Origin of the sequence: Gracilibacillus orientalis, assembly GCF_900114645.1 — a bacterium.
Lineage (GTDB): Bacteria > Bacillota > Bacilli > Bacillales > Amphibacillaceae > Gracilibacillus > Gracilibacillus orientalis.
The window spans coordinates 187,206-202,166 of record NZ_FOTR01000005.1 but is presented as its reverse complement, the minus strand read 5'-3'; the positions used below and the strand labels follow the sequence as shown (position 1 = coordinate 202,166).

At 36.5% G+C, this 14,961-nt stretch carries 18 protein-coding genes; 6 read left to right on the top strand and 12 right to left on the bottom strand.

Going from position 1 to position 14,961, the window contains the following annotated elements; genetic code table 11:
• Nucleotides 1-67: 67 nt before the first annotated feature.
• Together BM121_RS22060 and BM121_RS11410 are read right to left on the bottom strand one after the other, a co-directional pair.
• Nucleotides 68-223 (bottom strand): hypothetical protein, encoded by a 156-nt coding sequence (locus BM121_RS22060; RefSeq protein ID WP_175495410.1) that lies wholly within the window; start codon nucleotides 221-223, stop codon nucleotides 68-70.
• 73 nt (nucleotides 224-296) lie between these two features.
• Complete coding sequence (locus tag BM121_RS11410) at nucleotides 297-509, bottom strand: CDGSH iron-sulfur domain-containing protein (RefSeq protein WP_091483764.1); 213 nt, start codon at nucleotides 507-509, stop codon at nucleotides 297-299.
• 112 nt (nucleotides 510-621) lie between these two features.
• Between BM121_RS11410 and BM121_RS11405 the strand changes: the two genes are divergently transcribed.
• On the top strand, nucleotides 622-990 hold the full coding sequence (locus tag BM121_RS11405; protein WP_091483763.1) for a carboxymuconolactone decarboxylase family protein: 369 nt from the start codon (nucleotides 622-624) through the stop codon (nucleotides 988-990).
• Between the two features lie 184 nt (nucleotides 991-1,174).
• On the opposite strand, the gene metA is transcribed toward BM121_RS11405, so the two are convergent.
• Together metA and BM121_RS11395 are read right to left on the bottom strand one after the other, a co-directional pair.
• Entirely contained in the window at nucleotides 1,175-2,080 is a 906-nt protein-coding gene (gene metA, locus BM121_RS11400; protein ID WP_091483762.1) for a homoserine O-acetyltransferase MetA, read from the bottom strand.
• Between the two features lie 421 nt (nucleotides 2,081-2,501).
• Entirely contained in the window at nucleotides 2,502-3,107 is a 606-nt protein-coding gene (locus BM121_RS11395) for a YpjP family protein (RefSeq protein ID WP_091483761.1), read from the bottom strand.
• Nucleotides 3,108-3,380: 273 nt separating this feature from the next.
• Here BM121_RS11395 and BM121_RS11390 point away from each other — a divergent pair, with 273 nt between their 5' ends.
• Nucleotides 3,381-4,205 (top strand): MBL fold metallo-hydrolase, encoded by an 825-nt coding sequence (locus BM121_RS11390; protein WP_091483760.1) that lies wholly within the window; start codon nucleotides 3,381-3,383, stop codon nucleotides 4,203-4,205.
• A gap of 88 nt (nucleotides 4,206-4,293) precedes the next feature.
• On the opposite strand, the gene BM121_RS11385 is transcribed toward BM121_RS11390, so the two are convergent.
• The 5 genes from BM121_RS11385 to yfkAB all read right to left on the bottom strand — a co-directional run bounded on the left by BM121_RS11385 (nucleotide 4,294) and on the right by yfkAB (nucleotide 10,556).
• Nucleotides 4,294-5,697: an MDR family MFS transporter gene (locus tag BM121_RS11385; protein WP_091483759.1), complete on the bottom strand. Its 1,404-nt coding sequence runs from the start codon at nucleotides 5,695-5,697 to the stop codon at nucleotides 4,294-4,296.
• A 98-nt stretch (nucleotides 5,698-5,795) separates the two neighbouring features.
• Nucleotides 5,796-6,395, bottom strand: coding sequence for a response regulator transcription factor (locus tag BM121_RS11380; RefSeq protein WP_091483758.1), 600 nt, complete (start codon nucleotides 6,393-6,395; stop codon nucleotides 5,796-5,798).
• Nucleotides 6,392-7,525 (bottom strand): sensor histidine kinase, encoded by a 1,134-nt coding sequence (locus tag BM121_RS11375; RefSeq protein ID WP_091483757.1) that lies wholly within the window; start codon nucleotides 7,523-7,525, stop codon nucleotides 6,392-6,394. The genes BM121_RS11380 and BM121_RS11375 overlap by 4 nt, the downstream gene beginning before the upstream one ends.
• 554 nt (nucleotides 7,526-8,079) lie before the next feature.
• Nucleotides 8,080-9,132, bottom strand: a complete 1,053-nt coding sequence (desA, locus tag BM121_RS11365) for a Delta(5) desaturase DesA (RefSeq protein ID WP_091483755.1) — start codon at nucleotides 9,130-9,132, stop codon at nucleotides 8,080-8,082.
• Between the two features lie 278 nt (nucleotides 9,133-9,410).
• Nucleotides 9,411-10,556, bottom strand: coding sequence for a radical SAM/CxCxxxxC motif protein YfkAB (gene yfkAB, locus BM121_RS11360; protein WP_091483754.1), 1,146 nt, complete (start codon nucleotides 10,554-10,556; stop codon nucleotides 9,411-9,413).
• Nucleotides 10,557-10,692: 136 nt separating this feature from the next.
• Here yfkAB and BM121_RS11355 point away from each other — a divergent pair, with 136 nt between their 5' ends.
• Both BM121_RS11355 and BM121_RS22285 read left to right on the top strand, forming a co-directional pair.
• Complete coding sequence (locus BM121_RS11355) at nucleotides 10,693-11,091, top strand: potassium channel family protein (RefSeq protein ID WP_091483753.1); 399 nt, start codon at nucleotides 10,693-10,695, stop codon at nucleotides 11,089-11,091.
• A gap of 110 nt (nucleotides 11,092-11,201) precedes the next feature.
• Entirely contained in the window at nucleotides 11,202-11,657 is a 456-nt protein-coding gene (locus BM121_RS22285) for a hypothetical protein (RefSeq protein ID WP_091483752.1), read from the top strand.
• 56 nt (nucleotides 11,658-11,713) lie between these two features.
• Here BM121_RS22285 and BM121_RS11345 read toward each other — a convergent pair whose 3' ends face one another.
• Together BM121_RS11345 and BM121_RS11340 are read right to left on the bottom strand one after the other, a co-directional pair.
• A complete protein-coding gene (locus BM121_RS11345) occupies nucleotides 11,714-12,472 on the bottom strand; it encodes a DUF4367 domain-containing protein (RefSeq protein ID WP_091483751.1) in 759 nt (252 codons plus the stop codon).
• Between the two features lie 2 nt (nucleotides 12,473-12,474).
• A complete protein-coding gene (locus tag BM121_RS11340) occupies nucleotides 12,475-13,041 on the bottom strand; it encodes an RNA polymerase sigma factor (RefSeq protein ID WP_091483750.1) in 567 nt (188 codons plus the stop codon).
• A 239-nt stretch (nucleotides 13,042-13,280) separates the two neighbouring features.
• Between BM121_RS11340 and BM121_RS11335 the strand changes: the two genes are divergently transcribed.
• Both BM121_RS11335 and BM121_RS11330 read left to right on the top strand, forming a co-directional pair.
• Complete coding sequence (locus BM121_RS11335; protein ID WP_091483749.1) at nucleotides 13,281-13,694, top strand: Rrf2 family transcriptional regulator; 414 nt, start codon at nucleotides 13,281-13,283, stop codon at nucleotides 13,692-13,694.
• A gap of 73 nt (nucleotides 13,695-13,767) precedes the next feature.
• Nucleotides 13,768-14,406: an NAD(P)-dependent oxidoreductase gene (locus BM121_RS11330; RefSeq protein WP_091483748.1), complete on the top strand. Its 639-nt coding sequence runs from the start codon at nucleotides 13,768-13,770 to the stop codon at nucleotides 14,404-14,406.
• A gap of 242 nt (nucleotides 14,407-14,648) precedes the next feature.
• Here BM121_RS11330 and BM121_RS11325 read toward each other — a convergent pair whose 3' ends face one another.
• On the bottom strand, nucleotides 14,649-14,885 hold the full coding sequence (locus BM121_RS11325) for a ferredoxin family protein (RefSeq protein WP_091483747.1): 237 nt from the start codon (nucleotides 14,883-14,885) through the stop codon (nucleotides 14,649-14,651).
• Between the last annotated feature and the right edge of the window lie 76 nt (nucleotides 14,886-14,961).

Sequence of the window (14,961 nt, the reverse complement as noted above, 5' to 3'; positions counted from 1 at the left end):
CTACAATGGCAATCAATAGGAAAAGGCACTAACCGAAATGGCAGTGCCTTTTGCTTTTCTATTAAAATTATAATAATTGCCCAAATACATAGTTGATCAAAAACCATAGAATTCCAAAGAAAATGATTAAATAAGTAATATATTTAATCGCAGCAACTCCTACTTTACTAGAGTCTGACCTTTTCTCTTTTCTTTCTACTTCTACATTTTTATTTTGTGTCATCTTTCTTCTCCTCTCCTTGGTGGCGTTACTAAAGTAATACCACCAAGAGAGAATGTGAAACAACTTGTCTCACTTATTTCGCTCTTATTTGATCTTGAAAACCAATTTCTTTATGTGATCCGTCACAGAATGGTTTGTTTTTGGATGCGCCACATCGGCACAGAGAAAACTTTGGTTTTGTTTCAAACGGATTTCCTTCCGCATCCACTAATTCGACATCTCCTGTTACTAAAATCGATCCATTGTCTCTTACTTTTAGTTGTACTTTATTGTTCTCTTCACTCATCTTTTATTACCCCCCCTTTTACAGATTTTATCGAGTTTATTCTCTTCTGTCTATCATCTCTGTATAAAATCTTATGCTTTTTCACACATTAAAATGAAAGGTGGGATAAATGATGGAAAATAATGAACATGTTAATTATTTTGATCAGTCCATTTCTGATTACAAACGCGGTACCACTAGAATGCAAGAATACTTACCTGAAGTGACAAGGGGCTATTTTGAGTTTACCGAAGAAGCATTTAAAGAAGGGGCAATCGATAAGAAAGAAAAGCAACTTATGGCTTTGGCGATCAGTATCTATGCTCAAGATGAGTATTGTATTATTTATCATACAAAAGGTGCTGTAGAAAACGGAATTAGTGAAGCAGAATTAATGGAGACTCTTGCAATTAGTACCGCCTTAGGTGGAGGAGCAGCCTTCGCCCAAGCAGTCACCCTTGCTACAGACGCCTATGCACACTACCAGCAAAAATTACATTAACATTTTTCGTAGTGACTTTCTATCCATTCTGATTAAAAATGAGTACAAGGATTCGCTCCGGCAAGATACTGTCACACGAAAGTTGCTGTTCTGATTATAGTTTTTGTGCACTTTTCAAAATAAAAAGCTTAAAACCTGTTTATTTCATTTCAAACAAGGTTTTAAGCTTTTTTGAGCAAGTCTTTTACAGTTCGAAGGGCGTTTCTTGATAAACATAATAATTCAACCAATTAGATATCAAAATATTGGAATGTGTTCGCCACCGTAACTTTGGTGTTCGGTTTGGATCATCATTCGGATAATAGTTTTCCGGTATCGTCGGATTCAGACCCGCTGCCGTGTCCCGATCAAACTCTTTCTTTAATGTTAAAGAATCATATTCCGGGTGGCCTGTGACAAAAATTTGTTTCCCATCTGTTGAAGCAACCATATATACCCTTGCTTGCTCAGATTCACTTATTATTTTCAGATTTGGTACTTTTTCGATGTCTTCTTTTCGGATATCAGCATGACGAGAATGAGGCACTAAGAATTCCTCATCAAAACCACTGACTACCTTTTCTCGCGGATCATTAATTGTATGTGTATAAATACCTGATAATTTTTCCGACATAATATACTTATCCACACCATAATGATAGTACAGCCCAGCCATTGCTCCCCAACAAATATGCAGGGTAGAGGTTACATTCGTTTTACTCCACTCCATAATTTGGGACAATTCTTCCCAGTAATTCACTTCTTCATAAGGCAATTTTTCAATTGGTGCTCCAGTAATAATTAGTCCATCATATTTATTGGCCTTTACATCATCAATCGATTTATAAAATTGCTTTAAATGCTCTGGCGAAGTATTGCTGGATGTATGTGTGCTTGTATGCAATAACCCTACCTCAATTTGCAATGGGCTATTCCCTAATAATCGTAATAAGTGCGTTTCTGTTTGCTGCTTCAATGGCATTAAATTTAAAATCAATATTTTAAGAGGCCGAATGTCTTGTTTAAATGCCCGACTTTCATTCATAACAAAAATATTCTCTTCTTGTAATTTACTCTTAGCTGGTAATAAATCCGGCACTTTGATAGGCATTTTTTGTGACTCCTTTTTAAAAAGATCAGAAAGTATAAAATTTGCGCGGGTGTCTAGCTCCGAACGCCCAGAAACTAGGCGACTTCACGAATCACCCTACGATAAAGAAGACTTGCCGATTGGTGAAACCAGAGGCTTAGTCGCGCTTATGCCTTTAGGTGAAAGTCATCATCGGTTCGCGAGCTCACCGTGATTCCTTTATCTCAGTTGATTCGCTCCAGCCGCTACGTTTCTAAACGGGCGCTTTGCACTTTTCTTATATAATTCCCTAAATGAAAAAATATCACGATATGACTTATTCTACCTATATTTCGACTTAAAATAAAGGGAAATGTTTTAAAATTCTGACATATTTTTATTTCTGCTATTTTGATTAAAAAAGATGCCTTCTATACTTAATTAAGCAAGGCATCTTGACTATTTACGACATCCATTTTGGTGGAGTATCTCTTCCCCAATAAACTTCTCCTATTGGCAAATGTTCTTCGAATTGATCGTCTTGCAGATGATAGTGGAATTGAAAATAATAACCGTCTTGCGGTCTCTTTAACCGATTTACATGAAACTTAGCAACATTTTGTTTTTCTTTCACATTGTATAAATTAAAAATACGCTCACCATATCCAGCAGATGGTTCTTCGGCAATCATTAAGTATTGGCTTTTCTCTTCACCAATGTCTTCATATAATTCATCTAATACCATTTCAAGATTTGGTAAAACTACTTGATTCACATCGTTATTGATTTTTGCAGATATTTTTGCACCTAATTTTGCCTGCATTTGCTTTTTGGCGAGCTGGTTTAATTCTTGCAGATAGAGCTGATTAGAGTCTTCAAGAACAAGATTTTTCTCTGTTATCGAATCTTCTATTTCCTCTTCATCTATTTGTTTTGCTCGATCCTCACTTGGCTCTATGTCCTTTTTGCCTACATCTACATCAGCATCAATATAGATAGGCGGAACATATAAGCCAAGTGTTAATATAGTCACTAATAAAACGGTTAATTTTTTTATCCACATTTTCATCTCGATCGAACTCCCTCATATCGACTTATTAAAATTTTATCATGTTTTACCATTTTGTCTATACTTGTGAAAGGGTTTTTCATTTTTTACATAAATTTTACTTATATCTGTGCTAAATTTTGTCGTGAAGTTTTCTGGTTGCTCGGCACCAATCTTTTTACTATTGACTTCAAAAACAACAAGTAATTTTTAATTTTTTCCGATAATAGTATAATTCAGCTCATTTAATACCAAAATATAGATAGTTTACGCTCAGATAAGGTGGGACAAACAATGGATCAAGAACATATTGAAAAGTGGAAAGAACTTGAACATGATTTAGATCATGCAATACCAGAAGAAGTGCTTCCAGATATTGCATATTACCGAACTCTTATTGTTAACGTCGTCATGATCGGTACACCAAATGAAGATTGGGTTTTAATTGATACTGGTACTCGAAAATATCAAGAAAGGATTCTTCATGCTTGCGAACATCGTTATGGCAACAAACCACCACAGGCCATTCTATTAACACACGGACATTTTGACCATATTGGTGCTGCGAAAAAATTGGCAGAATACTGGCAGGTACCTATTTATATCCACGAAAATGAGATGGACTATGTCACAGGAAAAAGTGAATATCCTCCAGGCGATCCAACCGTTGGCGGGGGAATGATCTCTTTATTATCAACGATATTTCCAACTAAACCAGAACACTTGGAAGGACTTGTATCTGCGTTGCCAAATGATGGTTCTATTCCTTTCCTAAAGGATTGGAAATACATCGAAACATTTGGACATACACCTGGTCATATCAGTTTGTTTCGTGAACAGGATCGTTTATTAATCGCAGGTGATGCGATTTCAACAGATAAACCGGAGTCATCATGGGCAGTGTTTTTCCCCTTCCAGCATGTTTATGGACCACCTGCTTATTTTACACAAGACTGGTTTAGTGCAGAACAATCTGTTAAAAAGCTGGCAGATTTAGATCCCGATACCATAATTGCAGGTCACGGATTACCTATGGAAGGCGAAACAATGAAAAAGGAATTGAGAAAACTCGCCGATAACTTTATTGAACAAGCAATCCCTAAGCATAAACGACATTGACTTAAAATGAAGATAAATGGCGAGTGATCCGGCTTTTACACACCATTTTTTTACTTAACTTATTAAAAGAAAGGAGATTAGTTATAAACTAATCTCCTTTTTCTTCTTCATATGGTCTGCTTTTTTTAATAAAAAAGGATAAAATCAACCCTATTAAGGTGATAATCGAAAGTACTAAAAAGGCAGTATTAGCACCTGTTATCCCTGGATGCAGCTCACCACTTTGTTTAGCAAGTGATTCTGCCTGCGTTAGTACCGTTACGATGATCGCAGTACCAACAGAGGCCGACACGTTACGCAACGTGTTATCCATGGCTGCACCATGAGCTATTAGACTTTTCGGTAATTGATTTAACCCAGCAGTAGCAGCCGGCATCATCACCATTGAAATACCTAACATCCTAATCGCAAACACGACCGTCAAATAAGTAATGGATGTTTTGTCATCTAATATCGCAAATAAGAAGGAGCCAATTGTCATTAATGAAAAACCTACAATTGCAAGCCATCTTGCACCAATTTTATCAAATATACGTCCCGTTATCGGAGACATAATACCGGTGATTATCGCCCCAGGTAAAATAACCAGCCCCGATTGGACAGCTGTGAACCCCCTTGATTCCTGCATATACAATGGAACAAGAGTTTCCACTGCGATTAAGCCCATAAATGCAATCATACCAAGCGTTACCGTTAATGGGAAAATCGAATAGGTAAATACACGAAATTCTAACATTGGGTGTGCCAACTTCAACTGTCTTAAAATAAACCAGAGCAGTGAAATAACTCCTACAATTAGTACAACGATAGTTATCGGAGAACTCCAACCATTATTCCCCGCACTTGTAAAGCCATATAGCAGACCACCAAAACCAAAGGACGATAAGATAATCGATGGAATGTCTAGCTTCGGCTTGGAAACCTCGGTTACATTTTTCATAACAAAATAGGCTATGACAATATCAATAATAGCAATAGGCAAAATAATATAAAATAAAACACGCCACGAATATTGCTCGGTAATCCATCCTGACAATGATGGGCCAATTGCTGGAGCAAAAGAAATAACTAACCCTACTAACCCCATTATTGATCCTCGTTTATTGACAGGGAATATCATAAGAAATACGGTTTGCATTAATGGTAGCATAACACCAGCACCAGCTGATTGAATCACACGTCCAGTTAATAACATGGCAAAATTAGGAGCTAACGCTGCCACTAATGTTCCAAGGGCAAATACACTCATTGCTGTAATAAATAATTGCCTCGTTGTAAATCGATCTATTAAAAAGGCACTGATTGGAATCATAATACCATTCACTAGCATAAAAATGGTGGTTAACCATTGCGCTGAATTAGCAGTAATCCCCATCTCATTCATAATTGGAGGAATTGCTGTTATCATTAACGTTTGATTGAGTATAGCAATAAAAGCTCCAGCTAGTAACAAAGCGACGATAGTTCCTCGCTTTTGAACGGATGTAGTCATTCTCTCACTCCCTATGTATAAAATATTTCTAATCACGAAAGATATTGTATGCTCTTTTACAAAAAAAAGCAAAAAATAGAAACTAAAAAAAACAGTTTCTATTTTAACCATCCCTTTTCATTTATTTTTGCAATCGCTTCGATACGATTATCCACCTCTAATTTATCTAGTATAATCGATATATAGTTCCGAACCGTTCCATTAGATAAAAAAAGTTCTTTTGCGATACTTTTTGTCGTTCTTCCTTCAGCTAATAATTTCATCACTTCGATTTCTCTGTTCGTAAGAGGATTTTCTTCTGAAAAGGCTAGATCAATTAATTCCGGTGAATAAACTCGTTTTCCTCTCATGATCTGACGAATCGTGTGTACTAAATCTTCACTAGGACTATCCTTTAACAGATAACCACTGACACCGCTATTTTTGGCTCTTTCAAAATATCCAGGCCTTGCAAAAGTCGTAAGGATAATCACTTTACAAGAGTGATTTCTCATCTGTTCCGCTGCATCCAGTCCGGTCATCACCGGCATTTCGATATCCATTAAGCAAATATCCGGCATTTCTTTTTTTACTAATGCTAATACTTCTTCACCGTTATTTGCCTTTCCGACTACTTCCATATCTTCCTCTAAATCTAATAAAGCCCCTAGAGCACCTAATAATAACTGTTGATCTTCAGCAAGCACAATTCGGATCACAGCTCTTCCTCCTCTTCTATCTGCCTCAAAACTTTTGGAACAGATATATACACTTCAAAACCATCACTTCTTCTCTTAATATCAAGCGTTCCATTAACAAATTCCAAGCGTTCTTTCATTCCTTTTAAGCCATTTCCATAATTCTCCTTACCCTTATTACCAACACCATTATCGATCACTGCTAGTTGTATTGCTTGCTTCGTTTCTGTAATGTAAATAAAGCAGGAAACAGCTTGGCTATGCTTCACTACATTGGTTACTGCCTCTTTTAAACACATGCTTAGCACATTTTCTAAAAAAAGTGGAAGATGGTCGCAATCCGCTTCGAATGTAATTTCATTCTCGATCCCTGCCGCATTGAGTAACTGTTTGGTATGTTCTACTTCTTCCGCTAACCGAATACTTCTCATGTCTGAAACCATTTCACGAACTTCCTTTAATGCTTGCCGAGCCGTATCCTGAACATCTTGTAACTCCTTCTTCACTGCTTCAGGATCTTTTTCAACAAGTTTTGCAGATAATTCACTTTTCAAGCCAATCATTGATAACTTTTGACCAAGTGTATCATGTAAATCTCTTGCAATACGATGTCGCTCTTCAATAATTGCTAATTGGGCAATTTTTCGATTCGCATCCTCAAGCTGCCCTTCTAGATCTTCTTGTTTAAATCGATTATAACGATTTATTGGGATTAATATAACCCCTAAAATCGTCATAATTAGGAAAGGTATCTGACTTAAAAACAAGGAATAATTTAATAAAATCCCTGCTGTCATTGCACCTACAGTGGTGACGAGGTGAATGACATACATCGTAATAAACCCCGCTTTACTGCGAATATTTCCTATGTAAAACGCGGAAAACAATGCAAAATAAACATACCCAAACAAGATTGTCATCATAATATGAATCACAAATTCGATGCTTAACCCTATATATACCAATGGACCATGGGAATTAAATGTCATCCAATACATGCCAAAAAACAACATTGTCGCCGCTATTCCTGCCCCAATCTCCCACAAGGAAGTGGAACGAAAAATAAAATAAAATGGCAACACACAAAAAATAATCCAAATATACAAACTCAACCCCGTATTTCGAGGAAAAATATCATACCAATCCCTCATTCACAACCACCTCATTAAGATAAGCCAGACAAAACCCGACCGATCCTTATTCATACTAGATACAAACTGCGAACCAGCGAAAATGTCTGTAGTGAAGATTCCTTCCATTCTGATTAAAGATACATACATTGATACGCTACGGCAGAATACTTCGCTGATAGTGATTTTCTGATGATTGAAAGGATAGAATCCATGAATATACATCTCGTGGATTTCTTCTCACTTAATCAGAAAACCATATGAAGCTGCGGAAAAAAGATGTTGCACTTGCGCCTTTGGGTGAAAGGGAGTGTTTTTCCGCAGCGTTAGACTATCACTCATCTCCAACAAAATGGGAGGAAGAACCCAAAGGTTACTTCGCAGTTTATGTTTTATATGCACAATTATATACATTCTTTACTTTCCAGAAAAGCTCAGGAGTGTTACTTAGGGAAGGTGCCTAGTTTCTGGTCCCTGTGTGGACATCTCCGTTTATACTTTACTTCAAAAAAATAACCTCTATCAACATTGTACCAAAAAGAAATGGGACAGGTGATAGAGGAATCGTCCCCAAATCAGGGACGAATCGATTGAGAGCCTTTCGTCGAAGTTATCGAGTTATTTGATTTCTTTTTACCGCGCTTTTTCATTTCCTTAAAACTAATAAATATCTTCCGATCTTCATCAAATAAGCGAAAGCGAATCGACTCTAAGCTCGTCTTTAATGTAATCGTAGTTGCCTGCTGTAATGGTGGTGTTTCCTGATGTGCCTTCTCTAAATGATAGTTCGGCACTCTCGGTGCTAAATGATGAACATGGTGATAACCAATGTTACCAGTCATCCATTCCAACCATCTTGGTAACTTATAATAAGAACTTCCGTCCACTGCAGCCTTCACGTAATCCCAATCCGATTCATTCTCAAAGTAAGAATCCTCAAATTGATGCTGAACATAAAACAACCAAATACCAAGAGCGCCTGCTACATATGCAATCGGTAGTTGAACAAGTAAGATTGCCTTCCATCCTAATGTCAACACGATCACTGTATAAATCGCTACTAATAAAAAGTTGATCAAATACGTATTCCAACGCTCTTTTTTACGAGCATCCTTACGATTAAAGCGATTATCATATAAGAATAACGAAAATGGACCTAAACCGAACATAACAAAAGGATTACGATATAAACGATATTGTAACCTTTCCCACTTACTAGCTTGTTCATATTCGTTAACTGTCATAACCCAAATATCACCAATACCACGTTGATCTAAATTACCGCTTGTTGCATGATGAATCGCGTGTTCTCTTTTCCATTTTTCAAAAGCAAAATGCGTGAGAACTCCTGTCATAGTTCCGATCACACGATTCCATTTCTTATTTTTGAAGAAGGATTGGTGGGCACAATCGTGAAAAATAATGAATGTTCGCACCATGAACCCTGCTGCAACAACGGAGAAAGCAAGACTCAAGAATATGGAGACCGACAAACTCTGATATGCCAAAAACCACAATATAAAAAATGGTGGGATTGTGTTGAATAATTGAATCATGCTTGTCTTAGTTTTCGATGTTGCATACGGCATTACATCTTTTCTTAATTTCGCTTGTTTTTGTTTGCTCATCATAATCCCTACTTTCGAAGCTTTCTATATTTGAAAGTTTACGCCAAATTCAGGATTTTTATAAGGCACAGTTGTCAGTATTTCAATATGACATTTGTCATATTTAGAGTATCATTTTTCCATATATATAAATAAAAACCAATCCCTAAGGTCTTTTTTCATACTTATCGCTTTTCAACAACTATAAATTTCCATATATGGATGCACTTCTTTCTATCTTCTTTATAGTGAGTGCTAGTTACCGAATCACTATTATGGACACAGGGGTTAAGGATCTTTTATGATCTTTCATAAAGTGTAATATTCGTTGATCTTTTCGTAAAATCAACATCTTGGTAATATGTATTTTTAACCAAGATATTTGGGCCTAAGCATTTAACTGTTGGACAATGACAATTCAATGACTTCGCTGTTTTCGATTCCATCCAGCGTTCATAGGATGTTTGCAACGGCGTATTCTGTATATTGCCAAGTGATGGCTCTTCATCATCGCCAAAGTCGGTCACTATCACTTCCCCGGAAAAGATGTTTACATTTAATCGAGATCTTCCATCAGGATCATTACGAACCGTTACATTTTTCTCTTGGTATAACCTTTTTAACAAGGCTAGTTCATTTTCATTTTTGTTACACGGGTAAAACGGCAATGTACCAAATAACATCCAAATCGATTCGTCGCGGTGATCGAGGATCCGTTCAATACCTTCCTGCATTTCCGCCAAATTGAGCGTCTCCATATTACTGGCGAAATCCACTGGATACATGGGATGAATTTCATGACGGGTACAGCCCATCTCCACCACGTGATCATGAATCGATTCTAAATAAGGAAAAGTTCGTTTGTTCAGCATCGTTTCCGCTGACACCATTACACCTTCCGCAGCCAGTCGCTGTGAGTTTTCGACCATTCGTTCAAAATACTTTTTGCGATTTTCCTCACTTGGCTTCCGCTCCATATTCGCAAAGCCTGTTTCCGCAAATTCTTCCGGCGTTCCCCAATTATGTGAAATATGTAATACATCTAAATAAGGAATAATTGCTTGATATCGGGAATACGGGAGTGTTAAATTCGAATTAATTTGTGTTCGCACTCCTCGTTCATGCGCATAACGAAGTAAGGGCACCACATATTCTCGCACTGATTTCTTAGACATCATTGGTTCCCCGCCTGTAATGCTTAATGTACGTAAATGTGGTATTGCATCTAATCGTTGCTTCAATAAAGAAAAAGGTAATGCATCCGGATCCTTGTCTCGCAACGTATACCCTACTGCACAATGTGCACAGCGCATATTACATAAATGAGTGGTGGTAAATTCTATATTTGTTAACGTCATTTCACCATACTGTTCAACATCCATGTACGCTTCCCACGGATCATAAGCTGGTGTAATTGTACGCTTTGCTTCATTCACAAACGTCATATTTTATAAAACTTCCTTTCTACTAACCTTCACCTAATTATAACAAATAAATAGATGATTTACTTTATGGAAGGAGCAAAAGCAAGGTTTGATTTACATTTCGTCAGTGAATGTAGGAAGTAAAGGAGGTATAGTAATGTCACAGGCTTTAATAATCGTTGCCACAATTTTCATCATATCCAATGTAGTATATTTTTTTCGGAATAAAACCTATAAGAAAAGTTATTTCAGTACTGCTCTTTTTAAAAAGTTATTTTTCGTATTATTTGGCGTTACGTTCGGCTTTGCCTTGTTATACTATGCTTTATCATTCCAAGAAACTGTAGTTGTGCAGGGATTATCGAGTAATAATCCTGTCGAGCATACCTTTGGCAATCTGTTATATTTTAGTGGTGTCACTTTCCTTACTATTGGTTATGGAGATATGATCCCCGTTAACTCTGCCCGATTCTTCGCCCTAATTCAAGCGGCAATTGGTGTATTGTTACCTGCCGCTTATTTTATCAAGGCATTTGAGCAATCAAAGGATAAATAAAGTGTACAGAATTCAGACCACAAACATCTTCCAATAATCTTTCTGCAACCTTTTTACTAATACAAACGTCTAACATGTGTAAGCAAAAAAACCTAGAAAGGAATGGTTTCATGCAAATGTTGGCAAAATTGTTACTAACATCATGTTTTCTCATTATTGGTTTTTTTCTTTATACTTCAGACGTGAAAGCTTCAGAGCAAAATACCCCACAAATTAAAGAGGATATCATCAGTGTCCAATCAACTAAATACATCAAAGAAGGGAATGCTTCCATACGCAGAGTGGATTCACAAACAGTAGGAAGCAATTGTAATACATCTAGCTATTCATCCGTTCAACAAATTAATTGCACCATTTACTTACAAGTCAAAAATAAGTCAACAGGGGAATGGGTGAATACCGGTAATAGCAAAAGGTTTGTCAAATATTCTAGTTCGTATGTTAGCGGAAGGGTCAACTTTCGGATCGAGAAAGGGTTTGAATATCGTATTCGCACCCTCCACGCAATTTCACATTACGGTAACTACGAACAGTTTTACTCCGTCACAGGAAGAATAAAATATTAATTTTATCCCTAACACAAAAGAGTTTTGTATCTTATACTAGATACGAAACTCTTTTGTTATTCCATCGATTCTGCAATTTTGATAAGATTCCTTTCATTTTCGGTACCTTCTAGAAGCCAATTCATTTGTGGCGTGCTCCATATGATTTGTCTGACATCATCCTTAAATTCTAACAAACGTGCCTCTCCACCATCTAATGCTATCGTTTTTATTTTGGTATCCTCATTATCCACCACTTTGGCATCTGCAAAGTCATCTGGTTGATATGTTTGATGAAGCGTTACTACATCGTTCCCATCGTTTACATATTCAATTTGAACATGTGTAGCTGGCGCTTTATCATAAAATATAGTTACTGATTCTAATTGGTAGCTGTTAGGTAAGTAGGTGGGGGTTGAAATATTAAAATCTGTATCAGCTTGCGCCTCTTCAAGCGTCATTTCTTTGCTTTCCTCATCTTGGACTTCTTCTGTAGTTATGTTATCAAAATCAGGCAGTGCTCCCGTTGAGACATCCTTTTCTTCTGTTGTTGTTTGATTAATTTGTGTCGTATTGCCGTCTGTTGTGACAAACATTTTCACAAACCAATCAAAGGCTTGCATTTGATTAGTTTGAACAAAAGCAGAGCCAATCACAATAACAACAATCATAGCCACTGCTAACAAACTTTTCTTCGGAATTTTTTTTTGATGTTGATGGGCTTGCGATACTTCCATTATTATTTTTTCCCAGTTTTCGTCCTTGGAATGTGGAGATTCTTCTACTTCGTGGTAATCTTCTTTAAGATATTTTTTCCACTTATGTTCTTCACTCATTATTATTCACCACCAATCCATTGCCGTTTCGGATCATGTTGTACCTTTTCTTTAATTTTTTTCCGTGCACGATGAAGTCTTGTTTTTACAGTTGATTCGTTTATATTTAATGAATGTGCAATTTCTCTGATTGATAGTTCATGGATATAACGTAACAGTATTACTTCGCGATATTCTGCACTTATCTCATTTATTGATTCGAGTAATTCTTCTCTCACTAAATTAGCTTCTACAATATGTAAGGTGTCAGAACCTTTTTCTTCCATGTTTTTTTCTTGTATCATAATATCCTCTGTTAGCACTTCACGTGCTCCTTTTCTTTTTCTTAATACATCAATAGCAGTTCTTGTTGCAATTGTTGAAATCCATGCCCCCATCCGCTCTTTATCTTCTAATCGGTTCATATGTTTATATGCTTTCACAAAGGTTTCTTGCAAAGCATCTTGAGCCAGATGACAGTCTTTCGTAATGAAATAGACATCTCGGTAAACTCTTGAATAAAACATGTCATATACTAGACGGAATTCCTCATGCGTAGGTTCCGATTTTTTGAATATTTTTTTCAACATCCTATTTACACCTTCTTCCATCAATCATACAAATTATAACATTTTATCCATATTTATAAACCGTTTTATACATTTCTTTTTATTCATTATTCCTGTAATTTTTTCATGTTGTTCCGTGATATAGTTAGAAAGGAAAGGGGGAGCAATAAATAAAATATATCAAAGTTGCCTTCTATTGACTGCTAGATTGACAACCTCCCCCCTTACAACTAAAATAATATCAATGGTGGTGAACGAGAATGATAAACACTCGCTTTTCTGTTGCTATACACATCCTTTCACTTGTTTCAGCACAAACGGATAAGGGTGTAACATCTGATTTCATTGCGAAAAGTGTCAATACAAACCCAGTTGTCATTCGGCGCATTGGATCTTTATTAAAAAAAGCGAACCTGTTAAAAGGTGGTCCTGGTGTAACTGGCTATTCTCTTGTAAAAAAACCTCAACAAATTACATTACTAGAAATATATAAAGCTGTAACAACGGAGGAAGAGTTATTTGCCATACACGATCAACCAAATCCAAATTGTGACGTCGGCAGAAATATCCAAGCTACATTGAATACATCTTTAACCCAAGCTCAACAAGCTATGGAAAATGAATTAAAAAGGCAAACATTAGCAGATATTATCGAACATCTCTCTAAACAGTAGAGGGATGTTTTTATTTGACTTCAAAACAAAATGTAACTATAATTGTTACAAATGATCAAGGGAGGAATTATAAATGAAAATTGGAATTATAGGGGCAACTGGCAAATCAGGAAAACTAATTACACAAGAAGCTCTCAACAGAGGACATGATGTTACCGCGATTGTACGAAGTCCAGAAAAGGTAGACGACAAAAACGTCCATGTGGTGAAAAAGGATATATTTGATATTCAAACGGAGGATGTTAATGATTTTGATGTTGTCGTAAATGCTTATAATTCCCCACAAGGCGAAGAACATTTGCATATCGACTCTCATCGCGTATTAATCAAGGCTTTTCAAGGGACTGAAACACGCCTTATCGTTGTAGGCGGTGCAGGTAGCTTATACGTTGATGAAGAACAAACGACACACTTATATGACACACCTGACTTCCCTGATTTCGTTTATCCATTAGCTTCTAACATGGGAAAAGCATTAGATGAATTAAAACAAACAGAAGGTGTGAAATGGACACACTTAAGTCCCGCAGCGGTGTTTGATTCAGAAGGAAAACGAACTGGCTCTTATCAAAAAGGAAAAGAAAATGTCATCATGAACAGTGCTGGTGAAAGCTATATCAGTTATGCAGATTTCGCAATAGCTATTCTGGAGGAAATCGAAAATCCAGAGCATATTAATGAACGTTTCACAGTAGTCGGAGAAAAAGAATAAATTGTCATAACAAAAAAGTGATACCAACAGATTAGTCTGTGAAGTATCACTTTTGTTATTGATAGATAAATTATAAGTTAACATAACGACATGACAAAAATTCTGCTACTGTCCTTACCTGTCATCGATAAATTAGATATCCAACCAAAATGTTGAGTTCCGAAAATAGTGAGAATATGCCTCCGTTTTAATGATTTAAAGCCCTGATAATTAAAATTATCAGGGCTTTTTTTACAGGTTGATCAATTACCAAAAAAAGCTTCTGCCTTTTCTAGATACGACTCTTGATCTGCCGTCATGTCATATTCTTCAACTATTGCATCAACAGGACAAACGGCTACACATGCGCCACAATCAATGCAAATATCAGGATCTATATAAAATTGATCTTTTCCTTCTTCAATACAGTCTACCGGGCATACTGTTGCACATTCTCCAGCTTTTTCTGTTTCACAAGGCGCTGTTATCACAAATGCCACACTAAACACCTCCTATAAAATAAGACTTCTATCAATGGGAGTCTTACAGACGATTGTTCACCGTAATTAAAAAATA

Bases quoted from the DNA above. Each gene is read 5' to 3' on its own strand.
- BM121_RS22060 (WP_175495410.1), bottom strand. From the start codon at position 223: ATGACACAAAATAAAAATGTAGAAGTAGAAAGAAAAGAGAAAAGGTCA.
- BM121_RS11410 (WP_091483764.1), bottom strand. From the start codon at position 509: ATGAGTGAAGAGAACAATAAAGTACAACTAAAAGTAAGAGACAATGGA.
- BM121_RS11405 (WP_091483763.1), top strand. From the start codon at position 622: ATGGAAAATAATGAACATGTTAATTATTTTGATCAGTCCATTTCTGAT.
- metA (WP_091483762.1), bottom strand. From the start codon at position 2,080: ATGCCTATCAAAGTGCCGGATTTATTACCAGCTAAGAGTAAATTACAA.
- BM121_RS11395 (WP_091483761.1), bottom strand. From the start codon at position 3,107: ATGAAAATGTGGATAAAAAAATTAACCGTTTTATTAGTGACTATATTA.
- BM121_RS11390 (WP_091483760.1), top strand. From the start codon at position 3,381: ATGGATCAAGAACATATTGAAAAGTGGAAAGAACTTGAACATGATTTA.
- BM121_RS11385 (WP_091483759.1), bottom strand. From the start codon at position 5,697: ATGACTACATCCGTTCAAAAGCGAGGAACTATCGTCGCTTTGTTACTA.
- BM121_RS11375 (WP_091483757.1), bottom strand. From the start codon at position 7,525: ATGAGGGATTGGTATGATATTTTTCCTCGAAATACGGGGTTGAGTTTG.
- desA (WP_091483755.1), bottom strand. From the start codon at position 9,132: ATGAGCAAACAAAAACAAGCGAAATTAAGAAAAGATGTAATGCCGTAT.
- yfkAB (WP_091483754.1), bottom strand. From the start codon at position 10,556: ATGACGTTTGTGAATGAAGCAAAGCGTACAATTACACCAGCTTATGAT.
- BM121_RS11355 (WP_091483753.1), top strand. From the start codon at position 10,693: ATGTCACAGGCTTTAATAATCGTTGCCACAATTTTCATCATATCCAAT.
- BM121_RS22285 (WP_091483752.1), top strand. From the start codon at position 11,202: ATGCAAATGTTGGCAAAATTGTTACTAACATCATGTTTTCTCATTATT.
- BM121_RS11345 (WP_091483751.1), bottom strand. From the start codon at position 12,472: ATGAGTGAAGAACATAAGTGGAAAAAATATCTTAAAGAAGATTACCAC.
- BM121_RS11340 (WP_091483750.1), bottom strand. From the start codon at position 13,041: ATGTTGAAAAAAATATTCAAAAAATCGGAACCTACGCATGAGGAATTC.
- BM121_RS11335 (WP_091483749.1), top strand. From the start codon at position 13,281: ATGATAAACACTCGCTTTTCTGTTGCTATACACATCCTTTCACTTGTT.
- BM121_RS11330 (WP_091483748.1), top strand. From the start codon at position 13,768: ATGAAAATTGGAATTATAGGGGCAACTGGCAAATCAGGAAAACTAATT.